General features: G+C 33.5%; 20 protein-coding genes. 13 read left to right on the top strand and 7 right to left on the bottom strand.

Annotated elements, in window-relative coordinates; translation table 11 throughout:
• The first annotated feature begins 33 nt into the window (after nucleotides 1-33).
• The 8 genes from bchI (at nucleotide 34) to O5637_RS04005 (ending at nucleotide 7,024) form a co-directional block, all read left to right on the top strand.
• Nucleotides 34-1,122 (top strand): magnesium chelatase ATPase subunit I, encoded by a 1,089-nt coding sequence (gene bchI / locus O5637_RS03970; protein ID WP_269606310.1) that lies wholly within the window; start codon nucleotides 34-36, stop codon nucleotides 1,120-1,122.
• Nucleotides 1,123-1,587 (top strand): crossover junction endodeoxyribonuclease RuvC, encoded by a 465-nt coding sequence (gene ruvC / locus O5637_RS03975; RefSeq protein WP_269606311.1) that lies wholly within the window; start codon nucleotides 1,123-1,125, stop codon nucleotides 1,585-1,587.
• Nucleotides 1,588-1,616: 29 nt separating this feature from the next.
• On the top strand, nucleotides 1,617-2,213 hold the full coding sequence (locus tag O5637_RS03980; RefSeq protein WP_269606312.1) for a 5-formyltetrahydrofolate cyclo-ligase: 597 nt from the start codon (nucleotides 1,617-1,619) through the stop codon (nucleotides 2,211-2,213).
• A gap of 42 nt (nucleotides 2,214-2,255) precedes the next feature.
• Nucleotides 2,256-2,720, top strand: coding sequence for a SufE family protein (locus O5637_RS03985; RefSeq protein ID WP_269606313.1), 465 nt, complete (start codon nucleotides 2,256-2,258; stop codon nucleotides 2,718-2,720).
• Nucleotides 2,721-2,756: 36 nt separating this feature from the next.
• The gene (locus tag O5637_RS03990) at nucleotides 2,757-4,073 is read left to right on the top strand and encodes a homoserine dehydrogenase (protein WP_269606315.1); all 1,317 of its coding nucleotides are present in this window, start codon (nucleotides 2,757-2,759) and stop codon (nucleotides 4,071-4,073) included.
• A 92-nt stretch (nucleotides 4,074-4,165) separates the two neighbouring features.
• Nucleotides 4,166-4,384, top strand: a complete 219-nt coding sequence (locus O5637_RS03995; protein ID WP_269606317.1) for a hypothetical protein — start codon at nucleotides 4,166-4,168, stop codon at nucleotides 4,382-4,384.
• A 37-nt stretch (nucleotides 4,385-4,421) separates the two neighbouring features.
• The gene (locus O5637_RS04000) at nucleotides 4,422-5,999 is read left to right on the top strand and encodes an ABC transporter substrate-binding protein (RefSeq protein WP_269606318.1); all 1,578 of its coding nucleotides are present in this window, start codon (nucleotides 4,422-4,424) and stop codon (nucleotides 5,997-5,999) included.
• A 2-nt stretch (nucleotides 6,000-6,001) separates the two neighbouring features.
• Nucleotides 6,002-7,024, top strand: a complete 1,023-nt coding sequence (locus tag O5637_RS04005; protein ID WP_269606319.1) for an ABC transporter permease — start codon at nucleotides 6,002-6,004, stop codon at nucleotides 7,022-7,024.
• On the opposite strand, the gene O5637_RS04010 is transcribed toward O5637_RS04005, so the two are convergent.
• Complete coding sequence (locus O5637_RS04010) at nucleotides 7,018-8,613, bottom strand: alpha/beta hydrolase (protein ID WP_269606320.1); 1,596 nt, start codon at nucleotides 8,611-8,613, stop codon at nucleotides 7,018-7,020. The two genes, O5637_RS04005 and O5637_RS04010, sit on opposite strands and share 7 nt — an antisense overlap.
• On the opposite strand from O5637_RS04010, the gene O5637_RS04015 reads away from it, so the two are divergent.
• Nucleotides 8,598-9,836, top strand: coding sequence for an MFS transporter (locus O5637_RS04015; RefSeq protein ID WP_269606321.1), 1,239 nt, complete (start codon nucleotides 8,598-8,600; stop codon nucleotides 9,834-9,836). The two genes, O5637_RS04010 and O5637_RS04015, sit on opposite strands and share 16 nt — an antisense overlap.
• A 16-nt stretch (nucleotides 9,837-9,852) precedes the next feature.
• Here the strand turns inward: O5637_RS04015 and O5637_RS04020 are convergent, their stop codons facing one another.
• Entirely contained in the window at nucleotides 9,853-10,212 is a 360-nt protein-coding gene (locus O5637_RS04020; protein WP_269606322.1) for a DUF2834 domain-containing protein, read from the bottom strand.
• Nucleotides 10,213-10,345: 133 nt separating this feature from the next.
• Between O5637_RS04020 and O5637_RS04025 the strand changes: the two genes are divergently transcribed.
• Together O5637_RS04025 and O5637_RS04030 are read left to right on the top strand one after the other, a co-directional pair.
• On the top strand, nucleotides 10,346-11,188 hold the full coding sequence (locus O5637_RS04025; protein ID WP_269606323.1) for a PfkB family carbohydrate kinase: 843 nt from the start codon (nucleotides 10,346-10,348) through the stop codon (nucleotides 11,186-11,188).
• A gap of 397 nt (nucleotides 11,189-11,585) precedes the next feature.
• On the top strand, nucleotides 11,586-11,855 hold the full coding sequence (locus O5637_RS04030; protein ID WP_269606324.1) for a hypothetical protein: 270 nt from the start codon (nucleotides 11,586-11,588) through the stop codon (nucleotides 11,853-11,855).
• Nucleotides 11,856-12,104: 249 nt separating this feature from the next.
• Here the strand turns inward: O5637_RS04030 and O5637_RS04035 are convergent, their stop codons facing one another.
• The 3 genes from O5637_RS04035 to O5637_RS04045 form a co-directional block, all read right to left on the bottom strand.
• Complete coding sequence (locus tag O5637_RS04035; RefSeq protein ID WP_269606325.1) at nucleotides 12,105-12,344, bottom strand: hypothetical protein; 240 nt, start codon at nucleotides 12,342-12,344, stop codon at nucleotides 12,105-12,107.
• Nucleotides 12,345-12,442: 98 nt separating this feature from the next.
• Nucleotides 12,443-13,009 carry a pentapeptide repeat-containing protein gene (locus O5637_RS04040; protein ID WP_269606326.1) on the bottom strand — a complete coding sequence of 189 codons (567 nt, stop codon included), beginning with the start codon at nucleotides 13,007-13,009 and terminating at the stop codon, nucleotides 12,443-12,445.
• A 107-nt stretch (nucleotides 13,010-13,116) separates the two neighbouring features.
• Complete coding sequence (locus tag O5637_RS04045) at nucleotides 13,117-13,296, bottom strand: hypothetical protein (protein ID WP_269606327.1); 180 nt, start codon at nucleotides 13,294-13,296, stop codon at nucleotides 13,117-13,119.
• Between the two features lie 206 nt (nucleotides 13,297-13,502).
• Between O5637_RS04045 and O5637_RS04050 the strand changes: the two genes are divergently transcribed.
• Complete coding sequence (locus O5637_RS04050; protein WP_269606328.1) at nucleotides 13,503-13,844, top strand: phenylpyruvate tautomerase MIF-related protein; 342 nt, start codon at nucleotides 13,503-13,505, stop codon at nucleotides 13,842-13,844.
• Between the two features lie 65 nt (nucleotides 13,845-13,909).
• Here the strand turns inward: O5637_RS04050 and O5637_RS04055 are convergent, their stop codons facing one another.
• On the bottom strand, nucleotides 13,910-14,206 hold the full coding sequence (locus O5637_RS04055; protein ID WP_332299761.1) for a DCC1-like thiol-disulfide oxidoreductase family protein: 297 nt from the start codon (nucleotides 14,204-14,206) through the stop codon (nucleotides 13,910-13,912).
• A 235-nt stretch (nucleotides 14,207-14,441) separates the two neighbouring features.
• Between O5637_RS04055 and O5637_RS04060 the strand changes: the two genes are divergently transcribed.
• Complete coding sequence (locus O5637_RS04060) at nucleotides 14,442-15,071, top strand: hypothetical protein (protein WP_269606329.1); 630 nt, start codon at nucleotides 14,442-14,444, stop codon at nucleotides 15,069-15,071.
• 74 nt (nucleotides 15,072-15,145) lie between these two features.
• Here the strand turns inward: O5637_RS04060 and O5637_RS04065 are convergent, their stop codons facing one another.
• A complete protein-coding gene (locus tag O5637_RS04065) occupies nucleotides 15,146-16,201 on the bottom strand; it encodes a chlorophyll a/b binding light-harvesting protein (protein WP_269606330.1) in 1,056 nt (351 codons plus the stop codon).
• Nucleotides 16,202-16,285: the final 84 nt, after the last annotated feature.

Here is a 16,285-nt window from a genome sequence, read left to right on the forward strand (position 1 = left end):
TTATGAAACAATCTAGTTACCAGTACTAAGAAAGTGAGTTCAACTAGAAAACGCAGAGTTTTTCCATTCACTTCAGTGATTGGACAAGAAGAAATGAAGCTAGCGCTTCTTTTAAACGTTATTGACCCGAGAATTGGCGGTGTAATGATAATGGGTGATAGAGGCACAGGGAAGTCCACGACCATAAGAGCACTTGCAGATCTCTTACCTGCTATTGAAGTCGTTGAAGGAGATCCCTATAACAGCTCCCTTGATGATCCAGACCTTCAAAGCAATGATGTAAGGGAGAGGATTGACAGTGGTAGTGACCTAAAAAAAGGCGAGAAACAAGTTCCTATGATTGATTTACCATTAGGAGCCACTGAAGACAGACTTTGTGGAACAATTGATATCGAAAAAGCTCTTAGCGAAGGTGTTAGAGCTTTTGAACCAGGACTGCTGGCCAAAGCAAACAGAGGATTGCTTTATGTTGACGAAGTCAACTTGCTAGATGATCATCTTGTTGACGTACTTCTAGACTCTGCCGCCTCAGGCTGGAATACAGTTGAACGTGAAGGTATTTCGGTTCGACATCCTGCGAGGTTTGTACTTATTGGTTCAGGGAACCCTGAGGAAGGAGAATTGAGGCCACAGTTACTTGATCGTTTTGGAATGAGTGTAGAAGTAAGAACCGTAAGGGAAGCAAAACTTCGCGTTCAAGTTGTTGATCAACGCACAGCCTTTGACAATGACCCTGAATCTTTTACTAATTCGGTTCAGGAGAATCAAGACTCGCTTCAACAAAAGGTGGTTGACGCTCAAAATTTACTTAACGAAGTTTCTATCGATGAAGATCTCAGATTGAGGATTTCAGCAGTTTGTGGTGAGCTTGATGTTGATGGACTTAGAGGCGATATTGTAACAAATAGAGCAGCTAGAGCCCTTGCAGCCTTTGAAGGAAGAAAAGAGGTTACTGAAGAAGATATTGCACGTGTCGTTTCGACCGCTTTAAGGCACAGACTGAGAAAAGATCCTCTTGAACAAGTTGATTCTGGAGATAGAGTAATAAAAGCTTTTTGCAAAGTTTTTGAAAGGAATGAAAGTAATGATGTATCTGAATTTGAACTAGCCACAACAAACTAAGTGAGAATAATAGGAATAGATCCAGGCTTGGCCAGAGTGGGGTACGGAATTATTGATGAAATAGAGGGAAAGAAAATAATGCTGGATTGCGGAATCATAGAAACTAAATCAACACAAAAAGAGGAAAAAAGACTTGTAGAAATTTCAAGTGATTTAAGTTCAATATTAAATAAATGGAATCCAAATTTTGCAGCGGTAGAAAAGTTCTTTTTCTACCGCTCTAGTACGACAATTAGTGTTGTTCAAGCTCGGGGAGTGATAATGATGACTTTAGGGAAACACAATCTTCCGATTCAAGAATTTCCACCAATGCAAATCAAACTTACTGTGACTGGTTATGGCCATTCAGATAAAAATGAAGTTTTAAAATCTGTCATGAATGAACTCGGTATCACTTCACCACCAAAGCCTGACGATGCTGCAGATGCATTAGCAATCGCACTTACTGGTATCTATCTTAAATAACCAAATCTATAATAAAAATATGTTATTTCATGGCAAGTATGTATGGCGATATTAAATCAAAAAAAGAAATCAAAAGAAAGGAATATAATTTAATCCGTAATTCAAACTCATCATTAATACATGAGAAAATAAAATTCAACGTCAAATCAAAACTAAATATACTTTTAAATAAATATCATGTGGAGGGACAATTTATAGGTATTTATTGGCCATTAAAAGGGGAGATAGATATAAGGTTTATTAAAGAAATTAATAATCAAAAAGTTGTTCTGCCTTCAAGTTCTAAAACCAAAGGTATAAGCTATCATCATTGGTCAAACAATCAATTAGAAATAGACGCAAATAGTATCCCTGCACCATCAAGAGAAAACCCTATTAACCCTAATGATATTTCTATTCTATTTGTCCCCGCACTAGCTATCGATCAAGAAGGATACAGATTAGGCTACGGGGGAGGATATTTTGATCGACTTCGACAAAGAGATTTATGGTTTTCAATACCATCATTTGTAGTTATCAGTAATAATTGCATTTCTAGAGAACCATTACCTAGAGACAAATGGGACGTTCCTTTTAATGGCTGGATTAGCGAAAAAGGTCTACATGAAATTGAAGCAGCTAAATAATTAGTTAGGCTTTAATATATACAAAATGCTTAAAGTCAAGGGGTGAGTGAAATCAAAGAAAAATCTTCCATCAATACTTATGGGAGTGATTCATTAGATAATCTTATAAAGCGTCTACAATCAACTTCAGATCCCAAAAGGCGCTATGAATATATTTTATGGCTAGCTAAAAGTTTGCCATTGCTGACTGAAGATCTTCACTTGGAAACCACAAAAGTAAAAGGATGCATTTCAGAAGTATATGTTCTTGGAATTCTTTATAATGGAAAAATTCAATGGAAAGGATATTCAGATGCACTCATAACAAAAGGATTACTAGCTTTTCTAATAAAAGGTTTGAATGATCTAACACCTTTTGAAGTACTCTCTATAAATGAAAATTTTATAGAGATGACAGGACTAAACAAAAGCTTGACTCCATCGAGAGCAAATGGTTTTCTCAACATATTCCTAAAAATGAAAGCTCAAGCCAAAAATCTCTCACTACCTATTTCTGATAATGAATAAAAAAAAATTCAAAAAAAAATTATCTCCTTATAAAAAATGAAAAAAGTTGGTATTGGTTTACTTGGCCTAGGCACTGTTGGGCAGGGTGTTGCAAATATAATTAACAACCCAAATGATAGACATCCATTGGTTGGAGAACTTGAAATCATGGGTATTGCAGTAAGGAATCTCCAAAAGAAAAGAGATGTATCTTTTCCCGATTCAATACTTACAACAAACCCAATTGAAATAGTAAATAATTCTAATATTCAAATAGTTGTTGAAGTAATGGGGGGAATAGAGCCCGCAAAATCATTAATTATCCAAGCGATAAGAGCAGGTAAATCTGTTGTAACTGCCAACAAAGCCGTAATTGCAAGACATGGTGAAGAGATTTCAAATGAAGCGAAAGCCGCTGGGGTTTATGTCCTTATAGAAGCGGCAGTAGGAGGCGGGATACCAATAATTGAGCCTCTAAAGCAATCTTTAGGTGGAAATCAGATAACTAAAGTAAGCGGAATAATAAATGGAACAACTAATTACATACTCTCCAGAATGGATAAAGAAGGAGTTAATTATGCTGATGTTTTAAAAGATGCACAAGCACTGGGATATGCAGAAAGTGACCCAGCAGCTGATGTCGAAGGATCTGACGCCGCTGACAAAATTGCAATTCTAAGTGGCCTTGCTTTTGGTGGAGCAATTAATCGAGCTGACATCCCAACGACTGGGATAAATCTTCTAGAGGGTATCGATGTCAATTATGCAAGAAAGTTGGGTTATGGAATTAAACTTTTAGCTATATCTGAGAAAGGAGAAACTCAATCAAAAAGCGAAAACAGTCAACCACTATCTGTCTGGGTTGAGCCAACATTGGTACCTGAAGATAATCCATTAGAAGGGGTAAATGGAGTGAACAATGCAATCCTTGTGGAAGGTAATCCCATTGGAGAAGTAATGTTTTTCGGACCAGGTGCAGGATCAGGTCCAACTGCATCAGCTGTTGTTGCAGACATACTTAATATTGCAGGTATTCAGTCTATGAGTGGAGACAAAATCTTTAACTTAGATCCGCTTCTATCAGCAAAAGGTTGGAGAAGTTGTCATGTAGCAGAAAAGAAAAAAATAACTAAAAAGAATTACATACGGCTTATCGCAGAAGATAGTCCAGGAGTAATTGGAGAAATCGGAACTATCTTTGGAAAGAAAAAAATATCTATTGAATCAATTGTGCAATTCGATGCAACGGATAAAGAAGCAGAAATAGTAGTTATTACTCATAAGATTAATCAAGGTCAGCTTGAAGAGGCTCTTTTAGATATAGAACACTTGTCACAAGTTAAGAGAATTGCAACAACGATGGGTTGCCTTTAGCTAACGAAAACTAGTCAAATCGGAATTAAGTTGCTACTTATATAAATAGAACAAAGGAAATTATATCTTAAATTTCTTTTCGTAACTAAACCATGAAAACATCCAAAAGCGTAGTTGAGGAAGCCAGACAAGAAACAGAAAAAAATATTAATCAAGGAGATTGTGTTTATCTAAAGAATCAAGAAGAACTTTTTCAAGTATTAGGTATAGATAATGCTTATGAAAAATGTTGGGTTAGACAATGGCCACTTAATCCTAACGGATCTCCTGTTTTTGAGATCTCAATTAAACAAGTATCACCTAATCAATAAATAGTTTTAGGCAGAAATTTTTATAGAATAATAATAAATGTTAAAACTGAATTATATAAAAAATATTTTAAAATTCTCAAGTATTTTACTAATACTCTTCCAATTATCTTGTGTACAAAATAAGAAAAGAGAAAATATTATTGTTGCAAGTGCAGGTAAAATTGAATCCCTTGATCCTGCTCAAGCAAATACTCTTAGGACACTACAAATATTAAGCGCTCTTGGAGATACTTTATATAAAATAAATAAGGAAGGAAATCTTTCCCCAATCTTAGCTAAAGAGTTACCAAGAGTTAGTAAGAATGGTTTGCTAATAGATATTATATTAAAAGAGAATATTTCTTTTCATGACGGAAGTATTTTCAATGCAGAAGCGATGGCATTTAGTCTTAATCGCTTTATGAAGATAGGAACTTTAAATTACCTGTTAAATGACAAAATAGAAAATATTGAAGTCAAAGATGAATTCGTTATAAGAATCAAATTAAAAAAGCCATCCAGTTCTTTAAAAAGTCTTTTAACTTCAGTAAATTTAACTCCAGTATCACCTAATTCATATTCAAATCATATAGATAGTTTCAAAAATAAAAGTTTCATAGGAACTGGGCCTTACCTCTTAGAAAGCTTCAACTCAAGTCAACAAATAATCAAGCCATTTAACAACTATTGGGGAGTCAAACCTCAAAATAAAGGAATTGACTTTATAAATTATAGTAATTCTAGTACTCTTTTCGGGGCTATAAAAACGAAAGAAGTTGACGTCCTGATTTCAAATTCGATCGATGATATGCAGCGATTAACATTAAATAACATGGTTAATAAAGATTTGCTTAAATCAGGAGAAGGTAATCCAATAGAGATAGGGTACATTACATTTAGAAGTAACAAATTACCTTTAAAAAATAAAACAATTAGAGAAGCTCTTACTTACACAATTGATAGAGAACTAATTAGTAAGCAAGTAAGTTTTGGGACTAGAGAACCATTAAGATCAATAGTTCCTCCTCAATTACACAAAAACAAACTTACGCCATGGCCTAAATACAATCCCCATATTGCAAGATCTTTATTAAAAAAAGAAGGCTATTGTGGAACAAATGTTCTTTCTATTCCATTAACATTTAGATCTAATGTACCTGCTGATAAACTACTTGCCCTTACATGGAAAGATCAAATCAAAAGAGATTTATCTGATTGTATAGAAATAACTTTAAATGGAATTGAATCAACCACAGTTTACAAACAACTTTCCGAAGGAGCTTTTGATGCAGTTATATTAGATTGGACTGGAGCATATCCTGACCCAGAAGCATACTTAACTCCCTTATTAAGTTGTAATGAAATAAATAATAATACTTGTATTAAAGGGGAAGCTGTGTTTAGTGGGAGTTTTTGGGGTGATAATAAATTACAAGAATTATTGGAGAAAAGTGAAGAATCAGAAGGAGAAAGTAGATTAAAAAATTTAATAAAAGTTGAACAACTTGCAGCACAAGGAAGTGCTTATTTACCAATTTGGCTAGTTAATCCTAAAGCTTGGTCTTTAAAAGATATAAGTCAACCAGAATTCTCAAGCGATGGATTAATTATTCTAAAGAACTTAAAAAGAGAATAGTTTTGTCATCTAAAAAGGAACTTTTCAAATATACACTCTCGAGATTAGCTCTATTGCCAATTATGCTTTGGATCATTTCGAGTTTAGTTTTTATATTATTGAGAATCGCACCTGGCGACCCTGTAGATGCAATTCTAGGCACTCGAGCCAATGAATTTGCAAGGGAAAGTCTAAGAATTAAACTTGGCTTAGATAAACCTTTAATTAATCAATACATTGAATATTTAAATCAGTTAATGCATGGAAATTTAGGAATCTCATTAAACACACAAGAACCTGTTAAAATAATTATTTCAAAAGCTCTTCCAGCAAGTTTGGAATTAGCAATATTTTCAGTATTAATAGCATCAATAGTTGGTTATTTAATTGGTTTTTTAGGAGCAGTAAAACCAGAAGGCAGATTAGATTTTTGGGGAAGGATTTTCGGCATTGGGACCTATGCTTTGCCTCCTTTTTGGGCCGCTATGTTAATTCAAATTATTTTTGCTGTATTGCTTGGTTGGCTACCAATTGGTGGCAGATTACCTCCCGGGGCTATTCCTCCACCCCAAATTACTGGCTTCTTACTTTTAGATGGAATTTTAAACAAAAATATGGAAATAATTTTTAGCTCTTTTAAACATTTAATATTGCCTTCATTCACTCTAGGAATATTATTAAGCGGAATATTCAGTAGGGCATTAAGATTAAATCTAGAGGAAGTTTTAAAAAAAGATTATATTGAGGCCGCCAAAAGTAGAGGTATAAATGATTCTAGAATATTAATTAAGCATGCTTTACCAAATACACTTCTCCCAATATTGACAATTACTGGTTTAACAGTTTCTTCTTTAATTGGTGGAGCACTTTTAATTGAAATAACATTCTCATGGCCAGGTATTGCTCTTGGACTTCAAGAGGCTATTAACCAAAGAGATTATCCTGTTGTGCAAGGAATAGTTGTTATAATATCAAGCCTTGTTGTCATGATTAGTGTTGGAATAGATATCGTTATTGCATATCTTGATCCAAGAGTTAGCTATTGAATCTTGATAAGTTTTTCAATTACATTCCTATCTAAAATATGAAACTTAAGCTCGCCTTTAGTTAAATTCGTATTCGAAGGAATTGATTTTTTCTCTTCTAATTTTTCTAAGAACCTTATTATCTCAAAAGATAATAAGCTCTGTACAGAAAGTGGGTGGTAGCCCACAATTGATTCTCCCAGATTAAACAAGTCCTTTCCTTCAGACTGCTTCATCTGCCCCTCTACTCTAATAGGTGAAAAATGACTTGCCCCCTCAATTAATAGTACTCTGCTCAATGGACTTGAACTCAAAGCAATCGATAATCCGAGTTGCTCACTAACAGATGGTGTAACCAAGTCAAAAGTTCCTCCAGTAAGAAAAAGAGGAATATTTATCTTATTTTCTAAATCCTTTTGCCACAAAAAACTCCCAAAACTATTCATACCAACGATCGCTGAAAGATTTTCCATATTTCCTCTGTCTAATAAAGTAATATCTACTAACTGACATTGTAAAAGTGAAGATAAATTAGTAAGAGAAAGGTTATCAAGCACCCTCTGACATCTATTCTCAAGCTGATCATCTATTTTTACCCCTGAAGCTAAAATAGCGGTAAGAGCTCCTAAAGAATGCCCCATAAGGACAACATTTTCTACTGAAATATCAATCTTGCCTGATTTTTTAGCATTAAAAACACTATCTAAATCATTCAATCGATCAGGGATAACTTCAGCACCAGGCAGAGGCAGTTTCCCTTTCAACAAGTCTTCTAATGCTAATGAATCACTACCTGGATGATCTAGAACAACAACAGGCCAACCATTGTGACTAAGACTTCTTGCAAGCCAATTAAAATGATTACGATCTCCTCCTAAACCAGGCATTAACAAAATCCAATTTTTTTTAGTTTTCTCTCTAAAGGAAGGATTCCATACCTCCAAATTTAAAGGTTCATTTCGATGGGTAACATTTAAGGAAATCAATTTATATTCAGATTCTTTAATCTCAAAAGGCAAAAGATTAATTTTTTCTCTCTTTACTGATTTTTCATTAATAGAAACCAAATCAGAGATTAGTTTTTGTTGTTTATTTAATTCACTTCTCCAATTATTGGCTACTTCAATCCAACCGTCCAAATCAATATGAATTGCTTTAACAGAAAGTGAATTTAGAAGATCAAGAGTTGTCACCTCATCCTTTTTATTTAAAAGAGTTTCCAAAGTATCTAGAACGCTTTCACCAGTGTTGTCTTCATCCATAAGGATGAGATCACTTACTTCATCAAGTAATTTTCGTCCAGACCAACTTCGCAAAATTTGTCTAGCCATACTTTTATCTCTAACCAAAGGTGTGCTTAAAAACTTTGCTAAACCTTTCCTTTCTTTAAATCCAAGTAAATTTAGCCAGCTGGCTAGTTCTGAATTTGTTGACTCTTCTCCATTACTCCAATCAATCAATTCTTTTATTGAAATTGGAATAGACATTCCATCAAAATGAATTTCAAATCTCTCTGCTGCTTGAAATTTTGGATAAAAACAATAAGGAGCTACTAAACTTCCAACAGTTCCAAGAACAACTAATTTTTTAATGAATGAATTTGTTCTCAAAGTCTATTTATAGCAATTATTGGAAGAGATTCCCTGTATCCCTAAAATTAATCATAAAGGCTCGTTTATGGACAGCAATAGGAGCAGGAGGGGTATTGTATTTAAGTCCAATAATTTTTAATAGTTTAGGTTTCTCAGCAGAGCAAATTGGTAGCGGCATAACTATAGCTGCATTTGCTGGAATAACGACAAGATTTGGAACAGGATATTTACTTGACAAAAAATTTAACTATGGATATTCAATTAAAATCGCATGTTTAATTGCAATATTATCGGATATTATACTTTTTTTTTCACAAAGCCATTTAGCATACCTCTATGGTCAATTTTTTTTAGGAGCTGCCGCTGGAATTTATTGGCCTTCCGCAGAATTAGCAGTTCCCTTAAATTGCTATAGCAAAATCAAATCAAGTGAAGGTTATTCTCTTGCAAGAAGTGCTGACGCTATTGGAGTCACATTAGGGGTCCTGCTAGGCACAATTGGAACGTATTTTGAATTCGAACGAATAATATATTTAATAGATATTTTATGCATGTTATACATATTCAATATTCTATTAAATAATCTAGGAATATTTACAATCAAAAAGGAATTCGAAACAAAAGCTGATATAGAATTCAATTATAATAATACAGAGAAAAAATCTAATCTAAAATGGGTTATAAAGTTATTTCCTTTATTTTTAGTAACTCTATTTGTAACAGGTGTAATGAGTCTATTGCAAAGCATTCTTCCATTAGATTTAGCGAACGGTGGTATAATAAGGCCGCCATTCATAGAGCAAAGAGTAGCTACATTAGTAACACTTAAACTTGTTTTACTTGCAATTTTTCAATGGCCAGTAGGTTATATTTTAAGGAATAAAAATTCATCTTTTAAATTCAAATTATGCTTAATATCGCTACTAATAGGTTTTATTTTCTTATCACTTTCTAATTTATTGATTAACGGATATCTATTAATACTTTTAGCTTTCATACCTCTAACAATTTCTCTATGTATATTTCTACCATCAGCTTCAGATTCAATAATAAAATCAACTCCAATTAAATATAAAGGTACGGCAATTGCTTTATATTCTCAGTGCTTTGGCATTAGTTCTTTAACTATCCCTTGGATGGCTGGTAAGTTAATAGATAATTTCAATACAGCATTTCATTTATGGTTAATTGTTAGTCTTATCTGTTTAGCTTTAGTACCAATATCTAAACATATTAAATAAGAATATCTAATTCTTTTTAAATAGTTTGATTCCTATTCATTTCTTCAATTCTTAATTCCCTTAAATATAAAAAAAGAGGTGCTGAGAAGGCAAATGCAATTGTAAATGTGGTTAATATTACAATCCAAAGGTTTTTCATCTCTAGTCTCTTCGATTCTGAAATTATCCAAACAAATACTGCTGTTGAACCTATAAAAAGATCTCTAGATAAAGACTGTGAAGCTGGATTATTATTAGCCAATTCTAAAAATAATTGAATATCAAAAGCAGGTCCATAGCTTTTTGCGAATTCAATATTTGCGAGTGTAGGTAAAATGGCTCCTAATATTACCAATAATAAATAAACCCATTTCAACCATTTAATCTGCCTTATCATAAGAAAAATTTTATTTAATACAATTTAATATATCAGAAGTATTATAAAGATTATCTATTTTATGAAAAAAAAATATCATAGTTTTACCTATGAACTTAACTAACTATATTAGAAATAATATAGTTATTCAAGAATGAGAATTATTGCACCTAAAGAAATATTTAGGCTCCCTAAACTTAAATTAGCTGTAATTGGTCATGTTGAATGGGTCTCATTCTTAAAGGTTGACCAGCTTCCGTTAGCGGGAGAAATTTCACATGCGAAAGATAGCTTTGAGGAAGCAGCAGGAGGTGCGGCAGTAGCAGCGGTTCAAATGGCAAGATTGATAAATGGACCTGTTGACTTAATTACATCATTAGGTAATGACAATTATGGTGAAAAATGCTACGAAAGACTTACTAAAATCGGTTTAAATTTAAAAGTGGCTTGGCGTGAAAAACCAACAAGAAAAGGTATTAGCTTGATTAGTAAAGATGGAGAAAGAGCAATTACGGTTATTGGAGAGAGATTACAACCAATTGCTTCTGACAATCTACCATGGGGTGATATGCAAAATTACGATGGTATTTTTGTTACGGCGACAGATGAAGAAGGAATAAGACTTGCCAGAGAAGCTAAATTCCTCTCTGCCACTCCCCGAACAGGTGAACAAACCTTAAAGAATTCCAAAGTAAAAATAAACGCTTTAATTGGTAGCGCTCTTGATCCTGGTGAAAAAATAAATCTTGAAGAACTTGAACCGAAACCAGACATATACATTTCAACAAAAGGTAAATTAGGTGGAACAATTTTTCCTGAAAATATTAAATATAAATCCATTAAGCCTAGTTCAAAAGAGATCGACACCTATGGATGTGGTGACTGCTTCGCAGGAGCTGTCACGGCAGCTCTCTCAGCAAAACTAAATTTAGAGCAAGCAATTAATATAGGTGCATATTGCGGCGCTGAATGCTCAACCCATTTCGGACCTTACTAAAATGAAAAGCCAACAAAATAAAAATCCACAACCAAACAAAAAAAATTCTATTACTAATAATTTTATTATACTAATATTTTCTATTATTTCTCTTTTTTTTGAATCAATACTAATAATTATCAGTTTATTTAAAAAAGGTATTGTAAAGAAAGAAATACTTTCAAAAAAAACAGATCTAGGCTTCGACTTGACAATCAAAAGAAAATAAAGTGATAAAATCAAAATAAATAAATTAAATAATTTACAATCAACTGGCTTTATTTCTAGAAGTTGCTTTAATTAGAAAAAGTTATAATTATCTATAATGCAATTAATTCCAATATTTTTAATAATATTTTTTTTATATATGTTCTTAATTTTAAATAAGAGAAAAAATTTTTCTAATAAAAAGAGTTTGATGGAGAGATTTAAGAATAGGTTCAAAAGTATAAATGTTCGTCGAAAAAGGATATCTGAGGAATTTACAAACTCTCTTTTACTTGACCCTTGTAAAAACATCCCAATAGGTACATGGTATTCAGAGGATGAGCTTAGGGAGAAAGCAGATATTCATCGATCTAGATTAAGTAAATTTGGTAAATCAAAAATTAATGGCGAAATGCTATTTGTCGGACCAAAAGGAGGGATTTACAAAATAAGTGATGATGGAAAGAAAAAATATGTGTAAATCTTAAAAGACAAAAAGTAAACATTATAAAAAAACTAATTATTGCTAAAATCAAATCAATAATTCTTCACTCAATTAAAATTGAATTTATACCTAACGGTCTCATTTGGAGAGCTAGAGCTATCTAACCTAACTTTTTGGGGCCTTGTTGGTATTACATTGCTATTTGTCGTATCTTTTGTTTTATCAACAATTCCTCTTACTAAAAATATACAAGATACAAAAAATATTTCTTCAAAAAAGTAACATTCAAGCAGCCTCCTTGTATTCTGAAAAATCTCTATTCGCCCAATGTATTCTTTTGATAGATAGATTTACCGACGAGATATTCTTACTTTCTTCTTTCATAGAGATTACATTCCTATCATCTACAAGTTTATTTGATATTTGATTAGAAGAAACTCTTGATATCTTTAAACGATATTTACGCGCAAGATTTTGAATTGAGAACCCTTCTGCCTTTGATCGATGTGGCCAAAAATTCTTCACGATAAATTAAATCTCTTTTTTAAGGAAAACCAATAAAAAGAAAATTGCAACTAATTCTATTTTTTTATAACAAATCTTTCATGTACTATTCCTAGAAATTAAGCAGCTGGCATGGCTGGTTTATATGATTCTTTATCTCCTACACATTCAAGACTTTCCCTAGTAGAAACACCTGTAGTTGGATTTACACCATCAGCTATTTTACAAAGATTTCTCTGATCTTCACTATCAAGAATTGCAAATGTAAAATCAGCTCCCTCAATCTGAGCACCAGCAAAGCTGCTACCCGAGGCGATCATGTTTATCAATACAGCATTTCTAAGATCGGTTTTCTGAAAATTAACCCTGTCTGAGAGGGTATCAGTAAGGTCTATCCCATTAAGATTTGAACCTTTTAAATCAGATAAAGTTAATGTTGTTCCGTGAAGATCAACATCACTAAAATCAGCATCTCTTGCCATGGCCCCAGCTATTGAAGAAAGATGTAAGTCTTCTCCATGAAAATTAAAACCAGTGATATCAGATCGAACGTAGCTTGGTACTTCGTCCCCTTCTCCCTTAACGGCCACGTTTGCACCCGCAAATACTGGGTTAACTCCAAAAAATATGATTACAAAGCTCAGTACATATTTAATTATTTTTGAAAAAAGAAGATCAAAATTCATGAGTAAAGATGATAATCCACCTGAATAATGCAATTATCTCTCCTATTAAAGAATTTTATATACATTGATAAGACAAATTAATGTAAGAAGAAATATCTAAATGATTATCACAAAAGAGGCCTTCCGGAGATAAATTCATGCATTACCGGATTCATCCAATATAAGCCTACAAATAACATGACAAACACATTAAAAAATATTAAAGCTCCACTTAGTAAAAAAGTCTGATAATTCGAAGAATTATCTTCTGTAGTTTCTTGAACAATAGCTTGAAAATTCTGGTTCATTTTGCGTAATAACACCTGACCAAGTTACTAGAAAAACAAAATTTTTGAGGCCCTAACAGGAGAATTAACAGGATCTTTCTATTTTTTTAAGATTTGAATAATATTTTTTACTGAGAGATCTTAATGAGGGCTGCTTAGATGTTTCTAGATTTATAAAAATCAATATCTCACTCAAGTATTAGTATCTGATAAAGACTGATTCACTCATGCCATTCATACAAATCAACACATCCTCCAAAAGTAATGTCGAAAATGTTGATTTGCTCCAAAAAGATATTTCAAAAATGGTTGCAGATCTAACCGGCAAACCTGAAAATTATGTAATGACGATGATCCAAAGAGATAACAAGATGACATTCGGTGGATCCGATGAACCATGCTGTTTTATTAATGTTAAATCAATTGGCTCTCTAACCCCCTCCTCGATGAGCAAGTCTTTATGCGAGTTAATTGCATCTAAAACGAATATAAATAAGAATAGGATTTATATTGAATTTATCGACGTTAAAGCCTCACACTGGGGATTTAATAGTTCAACATTTGGATAGTAAATTTATTATCTTGTTTAATTAAAGCTGAAATTTATTATTAAATAAATTAACCATTCATATAATCAGGAAAGGTCACAACCTCTTTCAGAACATAGCTTTTCGATAGAAGGGCGAAAAGTTATTTTCAATCTATATTTAGCCCACAATCCATAAATAAACTCAATACATTTATCTAAAATGGGCAATTTTGTTGGTGTATAAATCCACCCTAAACCAATCAAGCTATAAGCCTCTTGAAAAACCTTAATATCCTTGTTTACTGAACCATCACTTTTGAAAGCATGGATTCTCTCCATCGCTTGTTTATAAAAAATTCCGTATTTAATATCTAAAGAAAAATCAGAACTGTTTATATCAATAAAGCTTAGGTATCCCTTTTAATTTCTTGATTGCAAGAAATTAACCTCTTTTTTACATAAGGGGCACCCTCCATCAAAAAAAAATAGTAAGTTTGATTAGATTCATAAAAAATTTAGATACTCATAAAAGCTTAAATTTAAAAATGGAAGGCTATATTCGTTGTTCAATGTAAATAAACACTTGATAGCATAACAATAACGAGCGATCTTAATGATATCTAACTGTTAAAAAAAAATGAGTGCACTATTTATTTTCATATTAATTTCAGTATTAGTGGTTTCCGCTTTGCTTTTCTTTAACAAAGGGGAAAAAGCTCAAGAGATCAAAAGCATTCTCAAAGATATATATGAAAATTTCAAAGAACTTTTCTCAAATTTTAAAAAGCTTTTTCTGATAGTTAAAGAGGTCATTCAATCAAAATTAGATCAAGAGCCAACTCAACTGAAAGATGAATCAACCATTTCAGAATCTGAAGCGCCCTCTGAACCTGATATAACTAATGAGCCTGAAGCTAATGCTGAAACTGATCTAACTACTGAGCCTGGAGCTATTGCTGAACCTGAGGTAACTGCTGAACCTGAAGCTAATGCTGAACCTGAGGTAACTGCTGAACCTGAGGGAACTGCTGAACCTGAGGTAACTGCTGAACCTGAAGCTAATGCTGAACCTGAGGTAAATGCTGAACCTGAGGTAACTGCTGAACCTGAGGGAACTGCTGAACCTGAGGTAACTGCTGAACCTGAGGGAACTTCTGAACCTGAGGTAAATGCTGAACCTGAAATTCGACTAACTAGCGAATTAGAAAAACCTTCTGATGATTCAATTAATGATGAAAATATTGATACAAAAACAAGCAATTTTTAATTAAATATTTTTTCCAATAAAAAGCCTCATCAAATTTGATGAGGCTTTTTGATTGAAATTTGCGTTTGAATCTACTAACTCTCAGTTGATGCTAGAGAAGCTACTGATCCAACAACACGACGGAAATCAAAGCCCATTGCTCTTAGAGCATGCCAGATATGACCTTGAATAAAGAAAAATCCAAAGTAATAGTGAACATTGGACAATGCAGCTCTAGTAGTATGGCCTAAAAACGCAGTGCTATCTGAGACATCTCCTGTGTCTACCCAATAAGGAGAAATTCCAAATTTCAAAGCTAAAGGCTCTCCGTACCAATCAATTGGATAAACAGTTGTATTTTGTGCACACCAGAATGCAGCAACAATTGCCATCCAACCAATACCTGCAAGAGACCATGAAAGGACAGCTTCTGCTGAAAGCAATCCTTTACCTTTGAATTCAGTGTATTCGCCTAGTTGTTTTGTAGCTATGTGCCATGCACCACCACTTATTTGAACGAATGCTAAGAATGCATGTCCGCTCATTACTTCTTCAAGGCTGTCAATGGTTAAAAAGTCGAACTGATGCCCGTAAACCATTCCAAAATCACCATATCCAGGGAAGATTGTTCTGATTTCGCCTATAGCTGGGTCGTAAATCCCATGCCATCTTGCCCACTCAACGAACCAAATATTTGCAACCCCAAAGAAAATCAAATGATGACCAAGAATGAATGTCAAATTATCTGGATTGTCCCATTCTAGTTTGAATTTCTTAGTGGTAGGGATTGGACCATCTTTCAAGTCCGGGTCAAATAAAAGTGAATGAGCTAATCCAGCAGTTCCATATACGGCTGAAAAAATCAAATGGAAAATAGCAATTGTTGCTACACCAGCACCAGTCCATACTCCCGCTTCATCAAAGCCAATTCCAAGAGAGGCTAAATGAGCAAGGAATATGGAACTTTGATGTCCCATTGGTATTTCTGGGTTGTAGCGAGCAAGCTCCCAAAGGGTGCTTCCACCTGCTGCGAAGCAAATAAGACCTGTGTGGCCTATGTGTGACCCTATGAATCGACCTGCGCGATTGGTCACCACAGAATTACCAACCCACCACCCGTAGGTGACGTCCGGATTTCCGTAGGTCTGCATAATTAAGGAATTAAAGTCGAAATTTTGGCTACCATACACTTATTGCAATTGTTTTTACCAGAATAGTTAGAGGTCTTTATAGGT

Origin of the sequence: Prochlorococcus marinus str. MIT 0917 (assembly GCF_027359575.1) — a bacterium.
GTDB lineage: Bacteria > Cyanobacteriota > Cyanobacteriia > PCC-6307 > Cyanobiaceae > Prochlorococcus_B > Prochlorococcus_B marinus_D.

Coding starts and splice junctions, on each gene's coding strand:
- O5637_RS04065 (WP_269606330.1), bottom strand. CDS start 16,201: ATGCAGACCTACGGAAATCCGGACGTCACCTACGGGTGGTGGGTTGGT.
- O5637_RS04060 (WP_269606329.1), top strand. CDS start 14,442: ATGAGTGCACTATTTATTTTCATATTAATTTCAGTATTAGTGGTTTCC.
- O5637_RS03995 (WP_269606317.1), top strand. CDS start 4,166: ATGAAAACATCCAAAAGCGTAGTTGAGGAAGCCAGACAAGAAACAGAA.
- O5637_RS04015 (WP_269606321.1), top strand. CDS start 8,598: ATGAATTTGTTCTCAAAGTCTATTTATAGCAATTATTGGAAGAGATTC.
- O5637_RS04050 (WP_269606328.1), top strand. CDS start 13,503: ATGCCATTCATACAAATCAACACATCCTCCAAAAGTAATGTCGAAAAT.
- O5637_RS04020 (WP_269606322.1), bottom strand. CDS start 10,212: ATGATAAGGCAGATTAAATGGTTGAAATGGGTTTATTTATTATTGGTA.
- O5637_RS04030 (WP_269606324.1), top strand. CDS start 11,586: ATGGAGAGATTTAAGAATAGGTTCAAAAGTATAAATGTTCGTCGAAAA.
- O5637_RS03990 (WP_269606315.1), top strand. CDS start 2,757: ATGAAAAAAGTTGGTATTGGTTTACTTGGCCTAGGCACTGTTGGGCAG.
- O5637_RS04045 (WP_269606327.1), bottom strand. CDS start 13,296: ATGAACCAGAATTTTCAAGCTATTGTTCAAGAAACTACAGAAGATAAT.
- O5637_RS04025 (WP_269606323.1), top strand. CDS start 10,346: ATGAGAATTATTGCACCTAAAGAAATATTTAGGCTCCCTAAACTTAAA.
- O5637_RS04040 (WP_269606326.1), bottom strand. CDS start 13,009: ATGAATTTTGATCTTCTTTTTTCAAAAATAATTAAATATGTACTGAGC.
- O5637_RS04000 (WP_269606318.1), top strand. CDS start 4,422: ATGTTAAAACTGAATTATATAAAAAATATTTTAAAATTCTCAAGTATT.
- O5637_RS03980 (WP_269606312.1), top strand. CDS start 1,617: ATGGCAAGTATGTATGGCGATATTAAATCAAAAAAAGAAATCAAAAGA.